At 50.1% G+C, this 23,218-nt stretch carries 25 protein-coding genes, 1 tRNA gene and 3 pseudogenes; 6 read left to right on the top strand and 23 right to left on the bottom strand.

What is annotated here, in order from left to right; translation table 11 throughout:
• Positions 1 to 57 precede the first annotated feature (57 nt).
• The 3 genes from fadJ to BS639_RS11090 form a co-directional block, all read right to left on the bottom strand.
• Positions 58 to 2,223 carry a fatty acid oxidation complex subunit alpha FadJ gene (fadJ, locus tag BS639_RS11100; protein ID WP_055779321.1) on the bottom strand — a complete coding sequence of 722 codons (2,166 nt, stop codon included), beginning with the start codon at positions 2,221 to 2,223 and terminating at the stop codon, positions 58 to 60.
• The gene (gene fadI / locus BS639_RS11095) at positions 2,220 to 3,533 is read right to left on the bottom strand and encodes an acetyl-CoA C-acyltransferase FadI (RefSeq protein ID WP_084983114.1); all 1,314 of its coding nucleotides are present in this window, start codon (positions 3,531 to 3,533) and stop codon (positions 2,220 to 2,222) included. The genes fadJ and fadI overlap by 4 nt, the downstream gene beginning before the upstream one ends.
• Before the next feature lie 213 nt (positions 3,534 to 3,746).
• Positions 3,747 to 4,073, bottom strand: a complete 327-nt coding sequence (locus BS639_RS11090) for a YfcZ/YiiS family protein (protein WP_084983113.1) — start codon at positions 4,071 to 4,073, stop codon at positions 3,747 to 3,749.
• A 430-nt stretch (positions 4,074 to 4,503) separates the two neighbouring features.
• Between BS639_RS11090 and fadL the strand changes: the two genes are divergently transcribed.
• Positions 4,504 to 5,781, top strand: a complete 1,278-nt coding sequence (fadL, locus tag BS639_RS11085; protein WP_084983112.1) for a long-chain fatty acid transporter FadL — start codon at positions 4,504 to 4,506, stop codon at positions 5,779 to 5,781.
• Positions 5,782 to 5,838: 57 nt separating this feature from the next.
• Here fadL and mlaA read toward each other — a convergent pair whose 3' ends face one another.
• The 10 genes from mlaA to ccmA form a co-directional block, all read right to left on the bottom strand.
• Positions 5,839 to 6,714, bottom strand: a complete 876-nt coding sequence (gene mlaA, locus BS639_RS11080) for a phospholipid-binding lipoprotein MlaA (protein ID WP_055779330.1) — start codon at positions 6,712 to 6,714, stop codon at positions 5,839 to 5,841.
• 32 nt (positions 6,715 to 6,746) lie between these two features.
• Positions 6,747 to 7,967: a c-type cytochrome biogenesis protein CcmI gene (gene ccmI / locus BS639_RS11075; protein WP_055779333.1), complete on the bottom strand. Its 1,221-nt coding sequence runs from the start codon at positions 7,965 to 7,967 to the stop codon at positions 6,747 to 6,749.
• Positions 7,964 to 8,422, bottom strand: a complete 459-nt coding sequence (locus tag BS639_RS11070) for a cytochrome c-type biogenesis protein (protein WP_055779336.1) — start codon at positions 8,420 to 8,422, stop codon at positions 7,964 to 7,966. The genes ccmI and BS639_RS11070 overlap by 4 nt, the downstream gene beginning before the upstream one ends.
• A complete protein-coding gene (locus BS639_RS11065; protein WP_084983111.1) occupies positions 8,419 to 8,970 on the bottom strand; it encodes a DsbE family thiol:disulfide interchange protein in 552 nt (183 codons plus the stop codon). Before BS639_RS11065 ends, BS639_RS11070 begins: the two co-directional genes overlap by 4 nt.
• The gene (locus tag BS639_RS11060) at positions 8,967 to 10,940 is read right to left on the bottom strand and encodes a heme lyase CcmF/NrfE family subunit (RefSeq protein ID WP_084983110.1); all 1,974 of its coding nucleotides are present in this window, start codon (positions 10,938 to 10,940) and stop codon (positions 8,967 to 8,969) included. Before BS639_RS11060 ends, BS639_RS11065 begins: the two co-directional genes overlap by 4 nt.
• Positions 10,937 to 11,431 (bottom strand): cytochrome c maturation protein CcmE, encoded by a 495-nt coding sequence (gene ccmE / locus BS639_RS11055; protein WP_055779345.1) that lies wholly within the window; start codon positions 11,429 to 11,431, stop codon positions 10,937 to 10,939. Before ccmE ends, BS639_RS11060 begins: the two co-directional genes overlap by 4 nt.
• A complete protein-coding gene (ccmD, locus tag BS639_RS11050) occupies positions 11,428 to 11,691 on the bottom strand; it encodes a heme exporter protein CcmD (RefSeq protein ID WP_055779348.1) in 264 nt (87 codons plus the stop codon). Before ccmD ends, ccmE begins: the two co-directional genes overlap by 4 nt.
• Positions 11,691 to 12,425, bottom strand: a complete 735-nt coding sequence (locus BS639_RS11045) for a heme ABC transporter permease (RefSeq protein WP_055779351.1) — start codon at positions 12,423 to 12,425, stop codon at positions 11,691 to 11,693. Before BS639_RS11045 ends, ccmD begins: the two co-directional genes overlap by 1 nt.
• A 265-nt stretch (positions 12,426 to 12,690) precedes the next feature.
• A complete protein-coding gene (gene ccmB / locus BS639_RS11040; protein WP_084983109.1) occupies positions 12,691 to 13,350 on the bottom strand; it encodes a heme exporter protein CcmB in 660 nt (219 codons plus the stop codon).
• Positions 13,350 to 13,976, bottom strand: a complete 627-nt coding sequence (ccmA, locus tag BS639_RS11035) for a cytochrome c biogenesis heme-transporting ATPase CcmA (protein ID WP_055779357.1) — start codon at positions 13,974 to 13,976, stop codon at positions 13,350 to 13,352. The genes ccmB and ccmA overlap by 1 nt, the downstream gene beginning before the upstream one ends.
• A 193-nt stretch (positions 13,977 to 14,169) precedes the next feature.
• On the opposite strand from ccmA, the gene BS639_RS11030 reads away from it, so the two are divergent.
• The 3 genes and pseudogenes from BS639_RS11030 to BS639_RS24985 all read left to right on the top strand — a co-directional run.
• Positions 14,170 to 15,093, top strand: a complete 924-nt coding sequence (locus tag BS639_RS11030; RefSeq protein ID WP_055779361.1) for a formate/nitrite transporter family protein — start codon at positions 14,170 to 14,172, stop codon at positions 15,091 to 15,093.
• An 88-nt stretch (positions 15,094 to 15,181) separates the two neighbouring features.
• A tRNA-Arg gene (locus tag BS639_RS11025) sits at positions 15,182 to 15,256 on the top strand.
• Between the two features lie 122 nt (positions 15,257 to 15,378).
• Positions 15,379 to 15,474 (top strand): annotated as a pseudogene (locus tag BS639_RS24985) (hypothetical protein); the annotation flags it as partial.
• On the opposite strand, the gene BS639_RS11020 reads toward BS639_RS24985, so the two are convergent.
• From BS639_RS11020 to BS639_RS25345, 9 genes and pseudogenes are all read right to left on the bottom strand, one after another.
• A complete protein-coding gene (locus BS639_RS11020; protein WP_324615966.1) occupies positions 15,458 to 15,793 on the bottom strand; it encodes a tape measure protein in 336 nt (111 codons plus the stop codon). The pseudogene BS639_RS24985 and the gene BS639_RS11020 sit on opposite strands and share 17 nt — an antisense overlap.
• 238 nt (positions 15,794 to 16,031) lie before the next feature.
• A complete protein-coding gene (locus BS639_RS11015; protein ID WP_084983107.1) occupies positions 16,032 to 16,412 on the bottom strand; it encodes a hypothetical protein in 381 nt (126 codons plus the stop codon).
• Positions 16,413 to 16,564: 152 nt separating this feature from the next.
• The gene (locus tag BS639_RS11010; RefSeq protein ID WP_084983106.1) at positions 16,565 to 17,101 is read right to left on the bottom strand and encodes a hypothetical protein; all 537 of its coding nucleotides are present in this window, start codon (positions 17,099 to 17,101) and stop codon (positions 16,565 to 16,567) included.
• 14 nt (positions 17,102 to 17,115) lie between these two features.
• The gene (locus BS639_RS11005; RefSeq protein ID WP_084983105.1) at positions 17,116 to 17,445 is read right to left on the bottom strand and encodes an STAS-like domain-containing protein; all 330 of its coding nucleotides are present in this window, start codon (positions 17,443 to 17,445) and stop codon (positions 17,116 to 17,118) included.
• Between the two features lies 1 nt (position 17,446).
• Positions 17,447 to 18,364 (bottom strand): hypothetical protein, encoded by a 918-nt coding sequence (locus BS639_RS11000; RefSeq protein ID WP_084983104.1) that lies wholly within the window; start codon positions 18,362 to 18,364, stop codon positions 17,447 to 17,449.
• A gap of 149 nt (positions 18,365 to 18,513) precedes the next feature.
• The gene (locus BS639_RS10995) at positions 18,514 to 19,182 is read right to left on the bottom strand and encodes a DUF6246 family protein (RefSeq protein WP_173882087.1); all 669 of its coding nucleotides are present in this window, start codon (positions 19,180 to 19,182) and stop codon (positions 18,514 to 18,516) included.
• A 52-nt stretch (positions 19,183 to 19,234) separates the two neighbouring features.
• A pseudogene (locus BS639_RS25120) lies at positions 19,235 to 19,411 on the bottom strand (Ig-like domain-containing protein); the annotation flags it as partial.
• Between the two features lie 164 nt (positions 19,412 to 19,575).
• Positions 19,576 to 19,854 (bottom strand): annotated as a pseudogene (locus BS639_RS25275) (phage tail tube protein); the annotation flags it as partial.
• A gap of 169 nt (positions 19,855 to 20,023) precedes the next feature.
• Positions 20,024 to 20,188, bottom strand: a complete 165-nt coding sequence (locus tag BS639_RS25345; RefSeq protein WP_456153887.1) for a phage tail termination protein — start codon at positions 20,186 to 20,188, stop codon at positions 20,024 to 20,026.
• Between the two features lie 211 nt (positions 20,189 to 20,399).
• On the opposite strand from BS639_RS25345, the gene BS639_RS10980 reads away from it, so the two are divergent.
• Together BS639_RS10980 and BS639_RS10975 are read left to right on the top strand one after the other, a co-directional pair.
• A complete protein-coding gene (locus BS639_RS10980; RefSeq protein WP_084983103.1) occupies positions 20,400 to 21,698 on the top strand; it encodes an Nramp family divalent metal transporter in 1,299 nt (432 codons plus the stop codon).
• A gap of 22 nt (positions 21,699 to 21,720) precedes the next feature.
• Entirely contained in the window at positions 21,721 to 22,326 is a 606-nt protein-coding gene (locus BS639_RS10975) for a radical SAM/SPASM domain-containing protein (protein ID WP_084983102.1), read from the top strand.
• 224 nt (positions 22,327 to 22,550) lie between these two features.
• Here BS639_RS10975 and BS639_RS10970 read toward each other — a convergent pair whose 3' ends face one another.
• Positions 22,551 to 22,847, bottom strand: a complete 297-nt coding sequence (locus BS639_RS10970; RefSeq protein WP_055779369.1) for a hypothetical protein — start codon at positions 22,845 to 22,847, stop codon at positions 22,551 to 22,553.
• Positions 22,848 to 23,218 lie beyond the last annotated feature (371 nt).

Raw genomic sequence — 23,218 nt, 5'->3', positions numbered from 1 at the left:
TTAGGGATGACTCACAGCGAACACATTCAACAGACTGAACATTTTACGCTCAATTTCTCAGCTATACAATTTCTGCCCTTCGGCGGCTCGCGTGAGCAGCGCGTCACAGGGTGCAAAACGCTCGCCGTACTGCCGCTGAAGTGCCTGCAATTTCTTCACCACCCTATCGGCACCCAAACTGTCGATATAACGCATCGGCCCGCCGAGAAATGGCGGGAAACCGATGCCAAAAACGGCACCAATATCGGCATCACGGGCATTACGCACCGTGCCATCGTCGAGGCAGCGAACGGCCTCATTTAGCATCAGTGCGACACAGCGGTCAGCGATGTCGCTCTCGGCTTGCTTATTTTTAGGCGTCAGATTTAACAGCTTGTAAATAGAAGAGTCTGCCTGCTTTTTCTTGGCCTTTTGCCCTTTATCGGCATAAAGATAAAAGCCCTTGCCATTTTTACGGCCTTTCCTGTCATCTTTAAGCACCGCGTCCAGCCCCGGCGGTGGCGCAAAACGTTCACCGTAGGCCGTTTCAAGAATGGGAATGATTTTAGTGCCGACGTCTATACCTACTTCATCCAAGAGCTGGAGCGGACCGACGGGAAAACCAAAGTTGACCAACGCATTATCGATATGCTCAATACTCTCCCCTTCCAGCAGGCAGCGCGCCGCTTCATTTATGTAAGGAGCCAGAATGCGGTTAACGTAAAATCCGGCGCTATCGCCAACAACAATCGCCGTCTTGCCCTGCTTTCTGGCAAACGCGACGGTGGTGGCAATCGTCTCTGCGCTGGTATGCGCATGGGGTATAACCTCCACCAGCGGCATTTTATCGACTGGACTGAAATAGTGCAGGCCAATAACCTGCTCAGGCCTTGCTGCACCGCGAGCAATTTCGTGAATCGGTAGAGAAGAAGTATTTGAGGCAAAAATAGTCTGCTGGGCAGCATTTTCCTCAACTTCACGGATCATCTTTTGTTTCAGTTCGAGATCTTCAAACACGGCTTCAACCACTAAATCAACTTGCCTGAAACCGCTGTAATCAGTAGTCCCGGAAATCAGCATCATCTGGCGCTGCTGCTCGGCGCGTTTAAGGTGGCCGCGTTTTACTTTGCCCTGCAGCAGGTCCCAACTGGTTTTAAACGCGTGGCTTATTCCCTGCTGATTAATGTCTTTAATCCTGACCGGCACACCCGCTTTTGTGGCCGTGACGCTGGCAATGCCGCCGCCCATCAGTCCGCCGCCGAGTACGGCAACGTTATGGATCTCACGCGGTGAGGCCTCGGCACCTAAATCTTTTTTCAGCGCAGTTGAGGCAAAAAACAGCCCGCGTAGCGCCTCCGACTGCGGCGTCATCACCAGTTCGCCAAAGGCACGCGCTTCGGCCTGATACCCACTGCCGCTGCCCTGAGTCAACCCGGTTTGCACCACATCAATAATTTTTTCGGTCGCGGGATAATGGCCCTTCGATTTAGCGCGCGTTTGCTTGCGCACAAAGTGAAACAGCAGCGTTTTCCCTAACGGCCCCTGAGCAAGTCGAGCCTGACAGGGCAACACTCTTTTACTGATACGGCCCTTGTTCACTCGCTCAATAGCAGTTTGCAGTAAAATAGACTGAGGAACGGCATCGTCAACCAGTCCCATGCGCAGCGCCTGTTTAGCGCGAATGCTGCGGCCTGTCAGCATCATATCCAGCGCTTTGGGTGCGCCAATCAGCCGTGGCAGGCGCTGCGTTCCGCCTGATCCGGGCAACAGACCCAACTGCACCTCTGGCAGGCCAAGCTGCGTTTTATCGTCCAGCGAACAAATACGGCTGTTACAGGCCAGTGCTAACTCCAGTCCGCCTCCCAAACAGGCGCCATGAATAGCCGCGACGACCGGCACCTTCAGGCCAGCAATCTGCGCCATCACTGTCTGGCCTTTTTTTGCCAGCTCCTCAGCCTCACTTGCCTGCGTGCAGCGGGAAATCATGCTGATGTCGGCCCCGGCAATAAAGGAATCCTTCTTGCCCGACACAAAAATAAGCCCCTTAAGCTTGGGATGTTGCTGCGCCTGGTGGAGTATTTGACTCACCTGATGGACAAACTCGGCCTTTAGGGTGTTCACTTTCTCATCCGGCACGTCGATGGTAATAATGCCGATGTCGTCTTCGGTAAAGTGCAGCGTGAAAGCCGAAGGCGTGGCGGTTTCCAATTTTTCAACGGGGAAAATCAGCGGTTTCTGGTTCATTCGGCCACCTCCAGAATCATTGCGGCACCAAGTCCACCGGCGGCACAGGCGGTGGTTAAGCCCAATTTACCGCCGCGGCGGCGCAGCTCATGCAGGGTTTGAGTTATCATTCGCGCACCGGTTGCCGCAAAAGGATGGCCATAGGCCAGCGATCCACCCAATACGTTAAATCTATTCCAATCTATTTCGCCTATCGCCTGCTCTCGGCCAAGCTTTTCCTTAGCAAACTGTTGGCTGGAAAACATTTTTATATTGGCCAGCGTTTGCGCGGCAAAAGCTTCATGCATGTCAATTAAATCAATATCTTGGAGGGTTAACCCCGCACGATCTAACGCTAGCGGCGTCGCATAGGCAGGCCCAAGCAGCATATCTTCCCAAACATCGATAGCCGCGAAGGCGAAACTGCGTAAATACCCCAGCGGACGTAGCCCCAACGCCAGCGCTCTCGACTCACTCATCATTAGCACCGCCGCCGCACCGTCGGTGAGCGGCGTACTGGTCGCCGCCGTCACCGTGCCGTGCTTGCGGTCAAACGCCGGACGTAATTTTGCATACTGTTCGATGCTGGAATTGAAACGAATATTGTTGTCTTTTTGCAGCACGTCTTTGTACGGCGGAACGTGTGCGGCCATTACCTGCCCGTCGAGCAACCCGTCTTCCCAGGCTTTCGCCGCCAACTGATGCGAGCGATGTGCCAGCTCATCCTGCTGTAAGCGAGTGATGCCATGCGATTTTGCCATTTGCTCTGCGGTGTCACCCATGCGCAGCCCGGTGGAGTATTCGGCCACCGCAGGCGGCACCGGCAACAGGTCACGTAGTTTTAGTTTGCTAAACAACGACAGCCGCTGGGAGAGGGTTCTGGCTTTATTAACGTCAACCAGCGTACGAGCCAGCGCCTTGCTGACCCCAATCGGCAGCACCGAGGAGGAGTCTGCCCCACCGGCAATGCCGATGCTAATGGTGCCTGCCATAATACTTTCGGCCACATTGGCGACGGCCTGAAAGCTGGTGGCGCAGGCACGAGAAACGCTGTAGGCATCGGTCGAGACGCTCATGCCGGTCCCCAACACAATTTCACGTGCAATATTCGGCGCTTCAGGCATTTGAACTACCTGACCAAACACCAGTTGATCGATGATTGCCGAGTCAATCCCACTTTTCGCCAGCAGCTCGCTGACCACCATTTTCCCCAAATCAACAGCGGGTACGCCATGAAAGGCAGTCGCCTGTTTGGCAAATGGGGTACGCAAACCGTCAACAATGGCGATACGGCTGCCCTCACGCGTAACCAGTGGAATTGCCTTATTCATAGGAGCTCCTGAGTAATCCAAACGGCCAATGTTTTAAAGAGTATTTTAAAGTCTTATCAATGCAACAGGTCCGACCTGATAACTTAGTGTTAACCAGATGATTACAGTTGGCAAAGTCCATGATGACGAATTGCGAGCAACAGCAAATTTTGAATGCAACAGATGACTACCGCTCAACGACGTGGGGACGCCAAAGAGCGGTTAAGGCAGATATTAACGAAGAGAGAGTTGGAAATTAATAGATTCAATTTGGCAGCAGAAGGTGAAATCAGCGGTTAATTCAACACCGTTTTCAACATCTTTAAAATCGCCGCGAATGACGCAAGGATCAGATTCTGCCTTGCGCGCGCGCGCGGTCAGATTTTCGAGCATTGCCTGGGCGTCTTCACGGGTCGCGAAAACGTTCTGGTAAGACGCCGTGCAGTCGGTGTTATCAATAATTGTTCCCACATCGACACAGCAGCAGGCGGCCGTTTCTTGGGCACTGCAGGCGTTGATTGCGTGACCTTTTTTCTGAGACTCAATTGATAGAGCTGACATATTTTCTCCTTGCAACGCACTCATGCGCCTGGCCTTTGGCCGTAATGAATCATTAAAAGTTATCGATTTTCTGCGATTTATTTTACTCCTGCCTCTTCAATGAAACTAGCCCCTACTTTTTACAGGGTTTTTAAGTGACTCAAATCACAAGAATAACTCGCGTCAAAAAGTCTGAATTATTTATTTGCCAATTAGTTCAACCCGAGTTGTTAGTTTAGTGAATCTTAATCGTATCTTTTTTGTTAAGCGGATCTGATTTTTAAAATCTAATTGCCAGAAAGTGTGAAACAACATTGCAACATGTGTACAGGTCGGACCTATACTTCGCCTACTGGTCTGATTAGTCGGCCCACTCCGGACTCTACAATCCGCCGCTCATCGTTACCCATGAGTAACTTTGTTCTATAAAACATAAAATGAGGTTTTGGTCATGAACCAGAAAAACCTGTTTAAAAGATCGGCTGTGGCAGCTGCAATGGTACTTGTTTCAACCCAAGTTTACGCGGCAGGATTTCAGCTAAACGAATACACCGCAGCCGGACTGGGCCGCTCCTTCTCGGGTGAAGGCGCCATCGCCGACTCTGCCGCATCCGGCAGTCGTAACCCTGCAACCATGACCATGTTCGATCGCCCTTCCTTCTCAGGCGGTTTTGTTTACGTCGATCCTGACGTCAGCCTGACCGGTAAATCCCCGGTCACCGGACGCAGCACCGATGACGGCAACATCGCCCCCAATGCCTGGGTGCCTAACCTGCACTTCATCCTACCGATTAACGACCAGTGGGCGTTGGGCGCATCGGCCACGTCGAACTACGGATTATCGACCGAATTCGAAAGCGGCTATCCCGCCGGACCGCTGGCGGGCAAAACCGACCTGATTACCGAAAACCTTAACCTCAGCGCCGCCTATCGCCTTAACCGGCACTTCAGCTTCGGCGTCGGTTTTGATGCAGTGTATGCCAAGGCAAAAATCGAGCGTAATGCCGGTGAACTGGTGGCGCTGCAAAGCCGTGGCACCATTCCTGCCGACACCACCGCCGCGCATCTGAACGGCAACGCGTGGGGCTACGGCTGGAACGCCGGTATTTTGTATGAAGTGGATGACAACAACCGCTATGGCTTCACCTATCGTTCTAAAGTAGATATTGATTTCGACGGCAACTACCGCAGTGACCTGCCGGTGTTAGCAGGCGGCACCGGCGGCAACACGGTTCCGGGTTCGTTGACCCTAAACCTGCCAGAAATGTGGGAAGTCTCAGGTTATAACCGCGTAGCGCCTAAGTGGGCAGTTCACTACAGCCTGACTTATACCAGCTGGAGTCAGTTCCAGGAGCTGAAAGCCACCGGCTCCAACGGCAACACGCTGTTTGAGAAAAAAGAGGGATATCACGACGTTTATCGTTTGGCGCTGGGTACAACCTACTACTACAGCGATGAGTGGACCTTCCGCACCGGTATCGCCTATGACGATAGCCCGGTTCCAGCCGATAACCGCACCATTTCGATCCCCGATCAAGACCGCCTGTGGTTGAGCGTGGGTACCACCTATGCGTTTAACAAAGACGCCTCGGTTGACCTCGGTGTCTCCTATATGCACGGTAAATCAGTACATATTAGTGAAAAAGTGGCAGACGGCGTGCCTAACTACGAGTTCGATGCCAAAGGCACCGCAATGCTGTACGGCCTGAACTTTAACTACGCGTTCTAATACAACGTTAGAGATAAAAAAAGCGCCCTTGGGCGCTTTTTTGTTTGGCTGCGAAACTCAGTTCGCCGAGTCGATACTGTCCAAATCGCCCTGAATCGCCGCGGCGTTCGGGTTAACCACGGGGGTCAGCTTACCGCCGTTGGCCAGGAAATCATGATGCTGGAAGTAAGCCGCGCGGATAAACTCGTAAGGATCGGAAGAGTTTTTCAGCAGGCCGTCGGAATCAAGCAACTGTGCACGGGTTTCGATACCCTGCAGCGCCCATTTACCGGCCGACATCCACCAGGTCAGGTAGTTAAGCGGGAAGTAAAGGTCGTCAACCAGACCGCCGACGTCTTCACGCGGCGTAGCGCTGCCGTAACCCGGCAACACCACGTAGGTACCGTAACCCACCCCGTAATGGCCCAAGGTGCTGCCGAAACGATGAGGTTCTTCTTTCGCCAACTGTGGGTTAGCCATCGACGCAACGTCGATAAGGCCGCCCATCCCCAAAATGGTGTTGAGGAAGAAGCGCGTAAAGTGTTTAGCACCTTCATTAATGTTGCCTTCAACAAAATAGTTAACCATGGTTGATGGCTCACTGAGGTTGTCGAAGAAATTACTCAGACCGTTACGCGCAGGCTGTGGCAAATAGTCGCGCCACGCCACGGCAACCGGACGCAAAACATAAGGATCAAGCACGTTCAAGTTGAAGTTGAACATTGAGCGGTTAAAACCCTGCAGGGGATCTGAACGTCCACCTAACTGCGGGTCAACCGCTTCGGGAGCCGGTGGATTTGATGCATCGGCAGCCGTTGGCACGACACCCGTTGCAGACGCCGTTTTTGGCGCCGTAGCGGATGGCGTAACCAACGATTTGGGCTTATCCCCACTCCCGGCACAACCAACTAATAATAACGTGGCAAACGCCAGCCCAGTCAGGCGAAAGTCCATCTTAGTCTCCCTGTTTATGCTTCGGCCCCGATTTACGGAACCTGCTGATTAATCTCAATATTGACCTGTCCACTCCCCGAAAAATCGGTTAACGTGCTGTCGCCGTACCAATCACCCGATGCCGGAGTCGCCAAGCCATTTTGTGAAATACGTACGCGTACTTTTAATTGATGCAACGAAGAAAGCAAGCGTTCAGGCATCATGGCGTTGGTATCATCCACAGTGACAGAGAGCGGGAAGCGGCTGAGTGGCAGTTTTTTGACTGCGACCGGGACGGGGCTGCTGCCGTCTGTAACTGAAATAAATACTGTACCCTGCTGAGGAAGCTGCTGCTGCGCTTTAGGCGACAGCGTGACGGCAACGCCCAGTTTTACCTTGTCCATGCCGGACTTAGCTTTGGCCTGCTCAATGCTGGCTTTGACCATCTCGGCGCGCTTGTCGTCAGCAGGCAGAATCTTCAGCATCACCTGCCATGCACCTATCGCCTGCGGATAATGACCCTGTTCATATTCATTATATGCTAGCAGACTCAATACTTGCAGATTACCCTGATTATGTTCGAGCATATCACGTAGCATGTTGCCACCGTTGATATTATCCTGAGGATCGCTCGAACGGGTCAGCACGTCAGCATACCCCAGTTTGATTTCCATATCATTTGGAGAAAGTGCGTAAGCGCGCGCAAAAGCCTGCGTTGCCGTGCTGGCATTGTTGAGCGCCATACCGACACGACCCAGCATCAACCAGTCTTTGGCATTATCAGGGTCATTTTGCAGGTCAGAACGTAAACCTAATCCTAAGTCCTGAATATCAGCCATATCGAGCGGTTTGGCATTAGCATCCGCCACACGTGCGCGCAGTTCAGGCATTTTTTTCATGACCTGATCCCAAGCACTGACCTGCCCGAGCCCTCCGGCGTACAGATAAAAACCAAAGGTCACCACCAACAGCACAATAACGCCAGGGATCAGCGTCCAGCGGGCAATCGGTTTACCCACTTTGCTCGCTTGGCCGGGAATATCGCTCAGCAGATTTTCCTGCAATTCCTGCACAAAAAGAGGACGCTCAGGGGAAGACAGCACGCCCTGATCCTCGTCTTCCTGAAGTTCGGTCAGGCGATGATGATAAAACGCTTTGTTCAAATCGTCGCGGGTGTTTGCCAGGTCGGCGCGATCGCCACGAATAACAGGCACAATAAAGAGCGCAGTGCCAATAACCATCAACACAACAATGACCAGCCAAAAAACAATCATGATTCTTTCCTGTCACTTTCACCGAGCAACTGCGCCAGGCGCTGCTGTTCCTGCGAAGAGAACTTCTCACCCGTTTGACGACGACGGGCGCGTAAAATAATGACCAGTGCGCCGACCAATACAAACAGCGCAGGTCCGACCCACAGAATTAAAGTCGAAGGCGTGACCGGCGGCTCATAGGTCACGAAATTGCCATAGCGAGCGACCATATAATCGACAATCTGTTTGCTCGACTGGCCTTCATTCAATAATTGATAGACCTTGGTACGCATGTCAGCGGCAATAATCGAATCAGACGCCGCAATGTTGGTGTTCTGACATTTCGGGCAGCGCAGTTGCTCGGTAAGCTGGCGATACTGCTGCTCCTGCTGCACTGACTTGAACTGATAGGTGTCGATGGCGGCAAACACGCTAAAGCTCAGCGCCAATCCGAGAAAAATCGACAACAGCCTCATGCGTCACCTCCGTACTTGATATACAGCGGACGGACTTCTTTTTGCCACACCTGCTCGTTGAGATCACCGGCGTGGCGATAGCGGACAATGCCGTTGCCGTCGATAAGGAAGGTTTCAGGTGCGCCATAAACGCCGAGGTCAAGTCCCAGCATGCCGTCGCCGTCGTATAGGCTCAGCGCATAAGGATTACCCAGCGTATTCAGCCAATTAATCGCCTTGCCGCGGTCGTCTTTATAGTTAAGACCTATCACGTGCACGCCTTTGGCCGCCAGCGTATTAAGATAATCATGCTCGGCGCGACAGGTTGGGCACCAGGTTGCCCACACGTTGAGTAAAATCGGTTTGCCGGTGTGCAGCACGGCTTGATCATAGGTTTTGCCCGGCTCAAACAGGGATTCGAGCTTAAACACCGGCACCGGTTTGCCCACCAGCGCCGACTCCAGCAGAGTGGGATCATCGCCGTGCGCATTGCGGGTCAGCTGCACCAGAAAAGCCGCCGCCAGCGCTAAAAACAGAAACAGCGGGATAAAGAGAATTTTACGACTCATGCTTCCTCCGCCGCGTCTTTGCCCTGACGTTTCAGCTTTTTGGTCATTCTGTAGCGTGGGTCGAGAATACACAGAATGCCGCCGACCGCCATAAAGATGCCGCCCAGCCAAATCCAGCGTACGAAAGGTTTGTAGTAAAGACGCACAGCCCACGAGCCGTCGTCAAGCTCTTCACCCAGCGCGGCGTAAAGGTCGCGTGCCAAATTACCGTCGATCGCCGCTTCGGTCATCATGCTGTGTGCCACGCTGTAATAACGTTTTTCGGCGTGAAGCACGGTGACAAATTTGCCGTTGCGCGTGACGTCAATATTGGCTTCGCCGCCGGTATAGTTCGGCCCGGTGATATCGCTGAGGTTGCGGAACTCAAAATGATACCCTTGGATATCCACGGTATCGCCCGCTTTCATGCGCACATCGCGCTCAACGCTGTAGTTCTGACTAAAGGCAATGCCGATAACGGTTACCGCAACGCCCAAATGCCCCAGCACCATGCCCCAGTGGCTGCGAGAAAGATGTGTCAGCCCGCGCCAGAAGGTATGACGATGAGTCGCGCGCTCGTGCAGCTCCATCAGCGTCAGGATAATAACCCACACCGACATCATCATGCCGACCACGGTCATACCCACAATTTTGTCCTGCAACAGCCAAGGCAGCAGAATCGACAGCAGCAGTGTCACCACCAGCGCCACGCCCAGACGACGCCACAGTTTGCTTGGCTCATCACGACGCCAGCGCACTAACGGACCGATGCCCAGCAGCAGCGCCAACGGTGCCATCAGCCAGGTAAACATCGTGTTAAAGAACGGCTCGCCGATAGAAATACTGCCGAGGCCGAGCTGTTTGTGCACCAGCGGCAACAGTGTACCGAGCAGAACCACCAGCATCGCCGCGACTAACAGCACATTGTTGCCGAGCAGAAAACTCTCTCGTGAATAGGGTTCATGGCGGCTTGGCGCACGCACCGAGTTGCCTTTGATGGCATACAGCAGCAGCGAACTGCCGATAACAATCACCAGATAGGCGAGGATAAACATACCGCGCGCCGGGTCAGAGGCGAACGAGTGCACGGAAACCAGCACGCCGGAACGCACTAGGAAAGTGCCCAGCAGGCAGAGTGAGAAGCAGGTAATTGCCAGCAATACGGTCCACGCTTTGAACGTGCCGCGTTTTTCAGTCACTGCCAGTGAGTGGATAAGCGCCGTACCGGCCAACCAAGGCATGAACGAGGCATTTTCTACTGGATCCCAGAACCACCATCCACCCCAGCCAAGCTCGTAGTAGGCCCAGGCAGAACCCAACACGATACCGATGGTGAGAAACACCCAGGCTGCCTGAGTCCACGGGCGGGACCAGCGCGCCCAGGCGGTATCCAGGCGTCCGGCCATCAGTGACGCAATCGCAAAGGCAAACGCGACTGAGAAACCGACATAGCCCATATAAAGGATAGGCGGGTGGAAAATGAGGCCGATGTCCTGAAGTACCGGATTGAGGTCGCTGCCGTCAATCGGGAAATTCGGCAAGGTACGCAGGAACGGGTTCGAGGTCAGCAGAATAAACAGCAGAAAGCCAGTGGTGATAAGCCCCATTACTGCCAAAACGCGGGCCACGGCGTCGTTCGGCATACGGCGACTGAACAGCGCAACCGCTGTAGTCCAGCAACCGAGCAGCAGGACCCAAAGCAGCAGGGAACCTTCGTGCGCCCCCCACGTCGCCGCCATGCGGTAGTAAACCGGTAAATGGGTATTAGAGTTATTGGCCACGTAAGCGACCGAGAAGTCATTCACCACAAAGGCGTGAACCAGAATAATGAAGGCCAGCAAAATACAGCCAAACATGCCGTAGGAAAGCGGGCGGGCCATCGCCATCATCCGCTCGTCCTGCCTTGCCGCCCCCCATTGGGGATAAATGCTCAATAAAGTTGACAGGCCTAACGCCAGGCAAAGAGCAAAAGTACCAATTTCAGGGATCATGACTGGCCGTTTCCTTTCGCAGGAGGAACATAAGCCGAGGCAGGTCCCGTATGATTATCTTTCATTGCGTCTTCTACTTCCGGTGGGACATATTTTTCATCATGCTTGGCCAAAACCTGCTTCGCCATGACAACGTTATCGGCCTGCATCACGCCCTGAGCCACTACGCCCTGCCCTTCACGGAACAGGTCGGGCAAAATGCCGTAATAAGTCACCGCGATAGCACCGCGTGCATCATAGATTTTAAAGTGCACTTCAAGGGTTTTATCATCACGTTTTACCGAGCCAGGCATCACCATGCCGCCAATGCGCAGCCGCTGACCGACAAACGGCAGTTCATGGTCTTTACCTTTACCCTGAAGAATTTCACTAGGCGTGTAAAACAGGTCAATGTTGGAGCGCAGCGCATACATGACCAGCGTGGTGGCCAAACCTAATCCCACTAATACGATCAGGGCGAGATAAAGGCGGTTTTTACGACGAGTGTTCACAATAACTTCTCCCGGGAAGATTCCGGTGGCTTCGGTGCCGCAGATTTCTGGGCTGCACCGGCCTGTTTTCTGGATTGCCGAATACGCTGTTCGCGAGATTGACGCTGGCGAATATCAGCCAACAGTTTATGACGCTGCCAGACGGTATGAATAACCAGACCAAATAATGAAATCAGCGTGACGATAACGGAAAGCCAAACATAAAAGGCATAGCCGCCCATCGCAAAGAATGCCTGCCAAGTAGGGAATGCAGCGTTCATTAACCCCGCTCCTTATTCACCAGCGAAGCCACCCAGGGACGTGAACGCTCCTGATTGATAATAAGGTTGCGCAGTCGCATCAGCGTCAGGGTAATAAAGAAGAACAGGTAGCCGAACACTGACCAAAACAGCGGATAACGCATGCTGGGATCAATGGTTTTACCAAAATCGCTTGAACCCTGATGCAAGGTATTCCACCACTGCACCGAGTAATGAATTATTGGGATATTCACTACCCCGACCAGCACCAGAATACCGGCGGCGCGGCCCGCAGTTCGTTTATCTTCAAAGGCGTTATATAAGGCAATCACGCCCAGATAAAGGAACAGCAACACCAGCTCAGAAGTCAGACGCGCGTCCCACACCCACCAGGTGCCCCACATCGGTTTACCCCAAGCAGAGCCGGTCACCAGCGCGATAAAGGTAAATACCGCGCCGACCGGCGCCATGGCGGCCATTGCCAGCTCGGACATTTTCATCTGCCAGATTAAACCGATAAAGGCGGCGATGGCCATCGAGCTGTAAATACCCATTGACCAAATAGCGGCAGGCACGTGGATATACATAATCCGATAGCTGTTACCCTGCTGATAATCGGGAGGCGCATAGCCGAACCCCCACACCCAGCCTATAAGGAGGCAAACAATACCCGCGATAGCCAGCCAAGGAATAAAACGGCCGCAGACGTGGTAAAGCCGCTCAGGCCTTGCGAGTTGATGTAACCATTTCCACATTATTTGTCATTGCTCACGTTAAAATTACACTGTTTCAAATGCCGTAAACCTTTTTTGGGTTACGCAGGGCAGTCAGGGACGCGTGGGTCACCTTCCGCTCTTTTGGGCATAGCGCCTATTGTTCACTAACCAGAAGTGTGATGTTAGTCAAAGGTTGCGTTTTTTCTAGCGTATTGTAACCGCAAGTAAACTCATTACTCTATTTATGGTTAATTTGAAATATTATGACCAATAAGTGCCTAAGAGTAATCATCACGCTGATTGATTAATGCACGCTGATCCGCAGCGCTGCCGAGGTGGCAAAGGGCGCCAAAGTAAAACTTCCGGCCAGCATTGCACCCAAAATAGCCAGATATCCACCAATCGGCATTGCCATCGACGCCGCATCAATCGCACCGGTCGAAAAGATAAGCACAGGAATATAGAGCGGCAACACCAGTAAACTCAGCAGCACCCCGCCCTTTCTCAGCCCAACGGTCAGCGCAACGCCGATAGCGCCGATAAAACTCAGCGTAGGCGTGCCCAGCAGCAGGGTTAACGCCACCGCCTCCCAAATTTTAAAATCCAGTGACAGCAGCAACGCAATTAGCGGAGAAATAATTAATAACGGCAGTCCAGTGACCATCCAGTGCGCGCAGACCTTGGCAATGACCGTCAGAGTCAACGGCGCGGGCAACAGCAGCAGTTGTTCGAGCGAACCGTCGAGATAATCATCGCGAAAAAGCCGCTCAAGCGAGAGCAGCGAAGACAGCAGTGCCGCCACCCAGACAATGCCCGGCGCAATGCGCGCCAGCAGCGTTGGCTCAGGGCCAATACCCAATGGAAACAGGGTGATGACTATCAAGAAAAACCATAGCGGGTTAATAATCTCGGCGCTTTTTCGAAAAGCAATTTTCAGTTCGCGGCGTAAAACTTTAATAAACATTAGGCTAGCTCTGCACTGGTGAGACGAATTTTACGCACTGCGCGACTCACGCCGGGTAAATCCTGATGGGTGGTTAATAACACCATGCCGCCGTGTTGGGCGTGATGTTCAAACAGTTCAATGAGCGCAGAGACGCCCTGCTTGTCGATGGCGGTCAGAGGTTCATCCAAAATCCACAGCGGCGCGCGGCTAATCCACAGCCTGGCCAGCGCGACGCGGCGCTGTTGGCCCGCAGAAAGCTGCGCCACTACCACGTCTTCATAACCTAGCAGGCCGACCTGCTCTAACGCATCGAAAATGGCATCCTGTGCCGCCTGCCCTTTCTCCGACTGATAAAAAGCCAGATTCTCATAGGCCGTTAACACAGATTTAATGCCCGCGTGATGACCCAGAAACAGTAAATTCTGATGAAAAACCTCACGCTGGCGGCGCGTGTTTTGACCTTGCCAAAGCACCTCGCCTTCATCGGCAGCGGAAAGCCCGGCTAAAATTCGCAGCAGGCTTGTTTTACCGGCACCGTTCTGGCCTTCAATCTGGACTATCTCGCCCGGCTGGATGGTGAAACTTAAGCTGCTAAACAGGGTTCGCTCGTCACGAACACAACTGAGGTTAAGCGCTTCGAACATGGGCGAGTCTCTTATCTAACGGGGCGGCAATAATAACATAGCCCTTACAAACGCTGTAGGCTTTGGCTGCGGAGTTTGCATGCAATAAAAGGTTAAAAAAATAACCTATGCTTATTGAGTGATACAAAATGTAAACGCTGCGCTTTATCACGCCCAATTTTTCGAACGCTGGATTAACACCAAGGAGTCAGTGATGAGTCTCAATTCCCCCCGTGCAGATAAAAAAAACTATAAAAACGGCCCCGACGTTGACAGTGAAGAGGATGATGACGGCAGCGAGATTGAGGTGGATGAAGAGAATCTCCCCTCGCGCGCCGCTGCCGTGCATGAACAGATCCGCATGGAGGGCGAGAAAGAGCTGGAGCGAGACGGCCTGGCGCTAATGTGGTCCGCAATCGCCGCCGGTTTATCCATTAGCGCTTCGTTGGTCACTAAAGCCATTCTTCACGAACAGCTAGAAGACACCCCGGCCCGTTTCTTCCTTGAGAATCTCGGCTATACCGTCGGGTTTATTATAGTAATCATGGCCCGCCAGCAGCTGTTTACTGAAAATACCGTCACCGCCGTTTTACCGGTCATGCACAAACCGACGCTGAAAAATTTCGGTATTTTGTTCCGCTTGTGGGGCGTAGTGCTGGCCGGTAACCTGATTGGCGCAGCCTGTGCGTCGTTGGCGTTTATCTCTTTACCGCTGTTTGAACCCTCGATAATGCAGGCGATGCATAGCATCAGCATGGAAGTGATGGAGAAAGATCCGAGCCAGATGTTTGTTGGCGGCGTGGTGTCCGGCTGGTTGATTGCCACCATGGTCTGGATGCTTCCCAGCGCAGGCGCGGCAAAAATTTGGGTGATCCTATTGATGACCTATCTGGTCGCCATCGGTAATTTGACCCACATCGTCGTAGGTTCGGTTGAAGTGTTATATCTGGTACTTTCCGGCGCGATACCTTGGCAGCATTTTCTGTGGCCTTTTGCACTGCCAACTCTCGCGGGCAACATCATCGGCGGCACATTTATATTCGCCCTGATCAGCCACGCTCAAATTAGAAATGATTTAAGCAACGAGCGCAAAAAAGCTCAAAAGAACCCTAAAGACGGCCCAAAGGCGGTCAAATGATGAAGTATTGAGCAAACAAACCCGCAATGCCTTATTTTTCAGATGAAAATGGGTATACTGTGCCGGCGCTGCCCCCCGTGGCAGCTATGTCTCCTTAGTTAAACGGATATAACAAGCCCCTCCTAAGGGCTAGTTACAGGTTCGATTCCTGTAGGGGACACCACCTCAAGGTTTTTTCAGTTCTTCCTCGTCCGCAAATCCCCCTAAAAACCAGTACTACCGCCCAACAACAGTTCGTCACAGTTGATGCTAGTATGTTGACAGCCACCCCCCTTTGCTGGGTAAAAATCCTACCGACTTTTAGATGGCAATGGCCTCTATCTATACATCCCCGTTTCCGGCAAAAAAGTTTGGCATTTGAGATTTATTTTGGAAGGGAAACCGTCTCAACCAGCCTCGAAAGATCTGCTGTACTTGTTCCCGCACTCCTAGTTGCTCTTTCAAGCCAGCCGTACAGCGTGGCAGTTGCTTCAAGCCCCGAGCGGGTGTCTTGTGATATATCGAAAACTCTCTGCGTGACGGTGGCTAGATCTTCAGTGGACCTTACTGAGTTGATCGGCTTATTACTTACAGTGACCCATGCGTTTGCATATTCAGCGATTTTTTCAACCGATATGGCGAGTGCTAAGTTCTTGGCCACCTCTTTCAACCTAGAAACCGATCCCTCAGCTACGCTAGCATTAGCACCAAGGGATAACATTGCTTTGCCAATAGAGCTAGCATTTCGACCTAGCATATCTACTGACTTGCCGGTTGATTTTGCTGAAGAGGCAATACCCTCTAATTCAGTATCGACTTTGCTGGCGCCAGTAAGCAACTGCGCAGTTTCTAACTCAACATCGTAGTAAATAGATCCTGCATTTTGATTACCGGCCATTACCTTTCTCTAGGCATAAAAAAACCCCGCCTGAGCGAGGTCATAGGAATTAATCTTCAGGCTAGTCTGCCCAACCCGTCTTTGTTTCCACCGCAGATTCAGACATGTTGTATTTTTCTACAACATCGCCGTTGAAAAGAATGGTCAACTCTTTTTTGGTTCCGTGCGTTCCGTTGTGGAATAAGCCATAAAAAGGAATAAATGAGGTCCCATTAACTTTAAGTTTTGCGAAACCATACTTCCAAATTTCCTTCCCACCATCCGTGTAATTGACACTATCAGGCGATCCAAAGTTCGACTTAACCTGTGCTTTAGTCGTAACGCCTTCTTTTATTTTTGTTTGGACGCTTGTTTCACTTTCCTTTTGCAGTGCTTTGTTTCCTGAAGATGCGCATCCTGCTAAAACCATAACACCAAGTGCTACTATCAATAACTTCTTCATTACAGTCATTTCCTTTTATTACAATCGGAAATATCCTAACAAACAAAACATCAATTTCACAATAAAAAACCTACAGTTAAGTGGGTTTAGGCAATAAAAAACCCCGCTTTGCGGGGTCTATTATGAGCGCTAATATAATTTCCAGGCTCGCGCTATACAGTGATTTCAACTTTGGAAGATGAGTGGTTCTTATGAGCATCGTCACACCAAGAAAAATACTCATACATTTCGATTTCTGTAACTGGAGGGTATGCATTTTCAAAACAGCTAAAGATGTGACGCAGCCCACTCATTGAACTTTCCACAACCAAATGTGCCTTTTGAATTCGCTCCTCATCAGTCATAGCAGAAGCATATTCGGCATCAAGAGTTGCGTCATCAGCGATAACTGACAAAAGTGCTACGTCTAATTTAACCCCTCGATTTGATAAAACATTTACATAGTGTTGAAATTGGCTGGATTTCGCAGATACGGTTAAGAGGTACTTCTGAAACTCATCTGACGTTTTAGGAACCCAGTAATCAACTGATACATCATTGATTTCATTGATAACTTTCACAAGACTGTCAACTATCGATTTGCTCTCACTTCTTGTTGCGATTCTTCGAGCGTTGTAAAATACTACTTTCCAGCCAATTAGGACCAAAATTGGCCCTGTCAAAGAAAGAACTAATGGCAAATTTGACATAAAAAGCTTTTCCCTCACCTAACCTTTTCAGGCTCAGCGCGATCAATAAAACGAGCAATCTGCTGTTTATAAAATGGAAGCTCACTTTTTATAATCAAGTATTTTTTTACCTTATCTTTAGGTATACCTTCTTTGCGAATCAATCCCCCGAAAGCTTCCTCAAGAAAAGAGGAGCCGATAGCCAATGATATCCCATCAAAGTCTACCACCACAGGCTCATTAACTTCTTTAAAAGCAGGAGCTAAGCATTCTCTTCTAAAGCGTTCAGCACTGTGCGGGCCATCTGACACATAACGTCCAAATGGCGTTTTCGAAAATTGCCTAGAGATCAATATTGTATTCATTTTAACTCCTCGTTCTCTTCAGCGACCACTGAACAATAGTTCCTGGTATACGCTCTGGCATGTATGTACATTCAGGTATCTGCTGGGATGAAGTATAGATGTATTTGGTCTGCCCCGTATAAACCAATAGACTCTCATTATCTGATTCACCCAACGTAATTGGCCTCTTCATATCTTCTGAGCCATTCCCACGCTCAGTTAAATCAGAGAATCTAGTTCCACCGAAGCTTAAAGCATGCAAAACCCAGTCGGGCTCACCACTGAAAGCTATCACATGATTTCCTGATTTATACGATTCACCAACTCCTATACCTAAATCACATATGATAAAAACGACCTCATCTCCAACAGGATCATACCACGCACACTGCCACCACCTTTCGCCACCAACTGCACTCACAAAACCCTCAAAACGTAAAAATTTATAGGCATGGTGAGAAACATTTATCATGGCCTCACTTATAGCAGCAGTTAATGCATCAAATTGTCCTACCGATAACTTTGCTTGCTTATCCAACATTAAAACTGTTTTAGGGTAATGCTCATAAGGTTTGACAGCTGATTGAAAATATTGTTCATTGCTCGTTAACGCATCTAGTCGGCTTAAGTTTCCTGCTAGAAGTGCTTTAGATAATCCGGTCCCAACAATCCACTTGTTACCCTGCGGATTTTGTGTTTTATCCGGAAAAATGAATTTGATGGAATTAGCGTCTCCTCTAGTAAGTTGGGCATGATTGACTACAGCAAACATTAGGGTTGATGCAGCTGCTGAGGCGAACTCAACTTGTGTTAGATCTACAACGAGATTCCGGGCAAAAAACAAGGCTTGATTCTTGATGTCCGCAAAAAAGCTGAGAGTCTTTGGTCTATCCTCATCAGAATAAATGCAAATCCTCGAAGGGGCACTGATTTTCGACATAGTTTATCTTTGTGATTTTTTTGAATTTAATATCATTTAACAAAAGCCCTGTCTACTGCTTAGCATCCTTCTGATGCTTTTCTCGTGTGCCATTAGATGTTGCAAAACGTAGGTTGTATACTTGGAAATAAAAAAAACATTAAGTTGAACTAAGCTGCCAGCCGCTTCTCTTTCATCTCGAAATAGTTATCAACCACGGAGTCATACTCCTCTCGAGTAAAGCCCTTCTGCTCAGGGTATTTAGCATTAATCATCAGAATAAACTCGGTCATAGCGAGATTTTCGGCCTCCTGCCGCGGTATGCCGAAGTGATTGCGGGCCGAGTTGATGTAGTCGATAGCCTTAAACTCGGTCGTCGTGCTGCCGCCCTCGTTGCGCTGCAACTGCCGCACCTTCGCTTTGCCGATGATGCCGTGCGTAATGAGCGATGAGGCTATCAGCATCATATCTGAGAGCTGTAACGCCCCCTGCCTCCACACGAACGCCCGCTTGCCGGTTTTGCTTGGCACAAGATAACCAGTCAGGACAGAGATATCAGCGTCACAGCAGGCGTTCATTATTTCCATTGAAGCCATTAAGGCCCGTCTGGCCGCTGAGCAGGTGTTGAGATATTGGATAAACCATTGCGGCAAGCTGCCGGTTGCGTTGACCATATCAAGCAGTAGGCTTTGCACCTCATTGTTGTGCAGGTCGTAATAAGCCTGAACAATTTCCTGCGGGCTGCCAATGCGCATCATATGCGAGAATGATGGCCTAAAAAAATAATCATCGTCTCCAGCCCCAATCAGGCACTCGCCGATCTCTTTTATTGGCGTCATCAAATCCTCCATAAACAAAATCAAGGGCAGCTTTTGCCACCCTTTGGTTTGCTTACGCTGCAATAACGGTGATAACGCTAGTTGCCGTTTTAGCTCCATCAGCCGTTGTTGCCGTGATTGTTGCCGAACCTGCCCCGACTGCCGTAACAAGGCCGCTGGCATTGACCGTTGCCTTAGTCGCATCAGATGATGACCAGGTAACAGCTTTCTTGGTTGCTGATACTGGCGCGCATGACCCACCGCCATGCTTGCAGCTGCAAGGGTAACGCTCACGCCTGTAACCGGTACAGCTGGTGCGATGTCATCAACGGATACAGTGGTGCCATCAGCGACTTTGAATTCAGTGGAGAAAGTCACGATATCATCCGTGCCGCCGTCGTTACTGAGCGCAGTGATAACCATATAAGCCTGAATCATCAACTGACCGAAGAACATGCGCACCCAGAGAGTGGGTTGGCGTCCTGCTGTCGTTTCAGCGGCGTAATATTTGATGAATCGGTACACGCCATACTGATCCGCTTTGTCGTTAACGTGGACTTCACCTTCAAACGATAGAGTCAGGTCGTTGGATGTAACAATATTTTCAACCCAGCCCTTGGTATCATCAGCGGATGAGTTGGTGGTATTAGGATTGAAGTCGAAAGTTTTGGTTGTGCCGGCAACGAGAAGCATGAAATCTCCTTCACCCGGTACCGTGTCAGAGCAGCCGTCCGCCACTTCAATAATGACGGCGCGACCAAATAGCTTTGTGTTATCTGTAGCGCAGTTCTTTGCCATCTTTTAGCCTCTTTTAAGCATAAAAAAAGGCCGCCACATGGCGACCTGTATGATTGAATTTAACTTATTCGCCGTATAGACAGGCAAACTGCAAGTGCCACACTAAGAGGCCCTCTGTGGTCTGTACGGGTGAAGGTACCCCACCCATATTGGTGATTTGGCCCACACAAGGATTAGAGATCACGTTTCTCTGGATGTAATCAATAATGGCCTCCACATCGGCCCCTATATACCGGTCAATATTGCTCCCGCCGTTATCCAGAAAAGTGACTTACCCCTCCGCACTGTCCGTTCTGTTGCTCCCCACTCTTTGAAACAAAATCAAACAATTTTACCCACAAATTAGCCTGACCTATAGAGTATAGCCAATGCTATATTGAGTTTATAGAATAAAAACCACTCAACATTTACGGGCAAGTATTACAGGGGCGGGAACGACTATGCACGAGATGAAGCACTCTTCCTCACTGACCGAGAGGACGAATAAGGCCATTGGGCAAGCCTTAGACGGACGTAAGCGCGGCATGATGACGCCGCTGCTGTTTGCCGGCCCAGCGGTTATTGCGTCGATTGCCTATATGGATCCGGGTAATTTTGCGACCAATATTCAGGCCGGTTCGCGCTATGGCTACACCCTCCTGTGGGTAGTGGTGATGGCGAACCTGATTGCAATGCTTTTTCAGGCGCTGTCGGCCAAGCTGGGGATTGTCACCAATAAGAATCTAGCCGAGATGTGCCGCGAACAATTTCCTAAACCGGTAGTTTGGGGAATGTGGATCGTGAGTGAAATAGCCGCAATGGCGACCGATCTGGCTGAATTCTTGGGCGGTGCCATCGCGCTTTCATTACTGTTTGGTATGCCTTTATTGGTGGGGATGGGTATCACTGCCGTTATTACCTATGTATTACTCATGGTTGAGAGACGTGGATTCCGCCCGCTTGAGTTAATGATCGGCGGCTTGGTTGCCATTATTGCTCTGTGTTATTTGGTCGAGATGTTTATTGTTCCGGTGAACTGGGCTGAAGCGGGAATGGGTATGATTATGCCCCAGCTACCCGATGCGCAGGCGCTGACTATTTCGGTAGGAATAATTGGTGCGACGGTAATGCCACATGCTATTTTTCTGCATTCTGGGCTTACACAAAATCGTACTGAAGTTAAGAATCAGAAGGAACGAAGAAAGCTGCTGCGATTTTCTAATATCGAGGTCATTATTGCCCTCAGCGTGGCCGGTCTGGTGAATATAGCGATGGTCATTATGGCATCGAGTGCGTTTCACAGCGGCCACAGCGATGTCGCGGAAATAGAAACGGCCTACCACACGTTGACGCCACTGCTCGGTATTGGCGCTGCGGGGGTATTTCTGCTTTCTCTTATCGCCTCCGGGATATCAAGCTCAGTAGTCGGCACGATGGCCGGTCAAATGATCATGCAAGGGTTTGTTGGCTTCAGAATTCCGGTGTGGGTGCGTCGTCTGGTGACTATGATCCCCGCCTTTATTGTGGTGGCGATGGGTGTGAATGCCACGGACGCGCTGGTTTACAGTCAGGTCGTGCTGAGTCTTGCCCTGCCCGCACCAATGATAGCCTTAGTCATGTTTACCCGCCGCCGCGATATAATGGGCGAGTTTGTAAACAGCAGAACAACGGTCATTATCTCCGTCATCGGCACCGTTATTATCTTGGCACTTAATATTGTGCTGCTATTACAGACCTTTGGTGTGAACATTATGGCTTGATGGCGGTCGCGGCGTTAACTACATGCCAGAAGAGGTCTTTCGCAAAGCGGTAGACGATTTATCCGCCATCAAATATTCTGGCCGACTGTCTCCTCACTTTTTTGGTGAGCCACTGATGGATAAGCGGCTGCCAGAGCTTATGGCTTACGCCCACGCTAAGCTGCCTCATGCCCAAATCGTTATACATACCAACGGCATACTGCTTAATTATGAGATGTATAAGAAACTAGTAGACTCAGGCGTTAGCGGATTTCTGGTGACTCAGCACACCAAAAACTTCCCCAAATCATTCACCTCGATTATAAAAGACAATCCGGAAACGCAGAATGTCATCAAGGTTCGCAATCTCGAGGGTCTGGCGCTATTCAATCGCGCGGGAACGGTTAAGCCGCCGATAGCGCGTAAGATGAAATCATGCCACTACGTCTCAGATGAGATTTCAATCACTTATACCGGTGAGGTAGTGTGTACTAATGATTTCCACGTTAAACACAGCTTCGGTAATGTGCTCAATAATAACTTGTTGGATATTTGGGGCAGCGAGTGGTTTAAACAAATCCGCAAAGAAGTGAGAAAAGGTAAATTCACCTTAGACATGTGTAGAAAGTGTGCCCTTCACGAAGAGTAAGCGTTCGGACATGAAGCGACATTCTGCGTCGCTAGATTACTCTTTTTCACCACGACAAGAATAGGCCATAATAAATAAGGCCTATTCTTAAAATCAACGACGAGTGATTCGCAGAAACTTTGTTAGGCTTTAAAAAAACAACCTGATGGCAAGTTTTAGCCGTAGCCAATATATTTCCTGCAATGTAAACAGGATAATAAAAACATAGCAGGCTTACTGCAAAATTATATTTGCTTACCAATTTCCGCAGCGGCGCGGACCAATACGCGACGAACGACAGGTCGGATATCGACAGTTGCGTCACCGTTAATTTTTTCATGAACCCAACCTGAATAGCCATCGTTAACCATGTAATGCGCGCTTGCATACTGATGGGGATCGAGACCATTTTCATAGGTACGAAGTTCAAGTCCAAGCATTTTTTTTAGCTCAAACGCTTCGACGTCGCTATCTAGCGGATTCCATTCACTTTCGACTTCTTTCCCTAGGCTGCTGCAATATGCCAATTTGGCAAGTCTCATTAACTCTCTATTAGCCATAATATTAACTCTTATTTAGTTTTATTGAGAACCATGTTTTCAATGGTAAGACTACTTTATCATTTACAGCACCAAATTTCAGCTCAGCGGACTAGGACTCGGCTGAAAGTTTAAGTAACTCTATTCATAACCACAGGTTTGAAAAGCCGAAAATACAAATAAACTAATGAAAAACAATGAGTTTTAATAAATAAAATGATGTAACGCATACCCACACAACAATTGTAACTATTCACAACGCTATACGCTAACAAGACTGCTAATAATATCTGCGCAAAGTAATTGACCGCTGTAAAAGGGTTCGATTGCTGTTTTTTTAGGCCAGAAAAACGGCATTTACGAAGTATAATAAG

This window comes from Rouxiella silvae (genome assembly GCF_002093625.1).
In the GTDB taxonomy this organism is placed as follows: domain Bacteria; phylum Pseudomonadota; class Gammaproteobacteria; order Enterobacterales; family Enterobacteriaceae; genus Rouxiella; species Rouxiella silvae.
The sequence above is the reverse complement of the archived record's forward strand: the minus strand, read 5'-3'. Positions and strand labels throughout refer to the sequence as shown.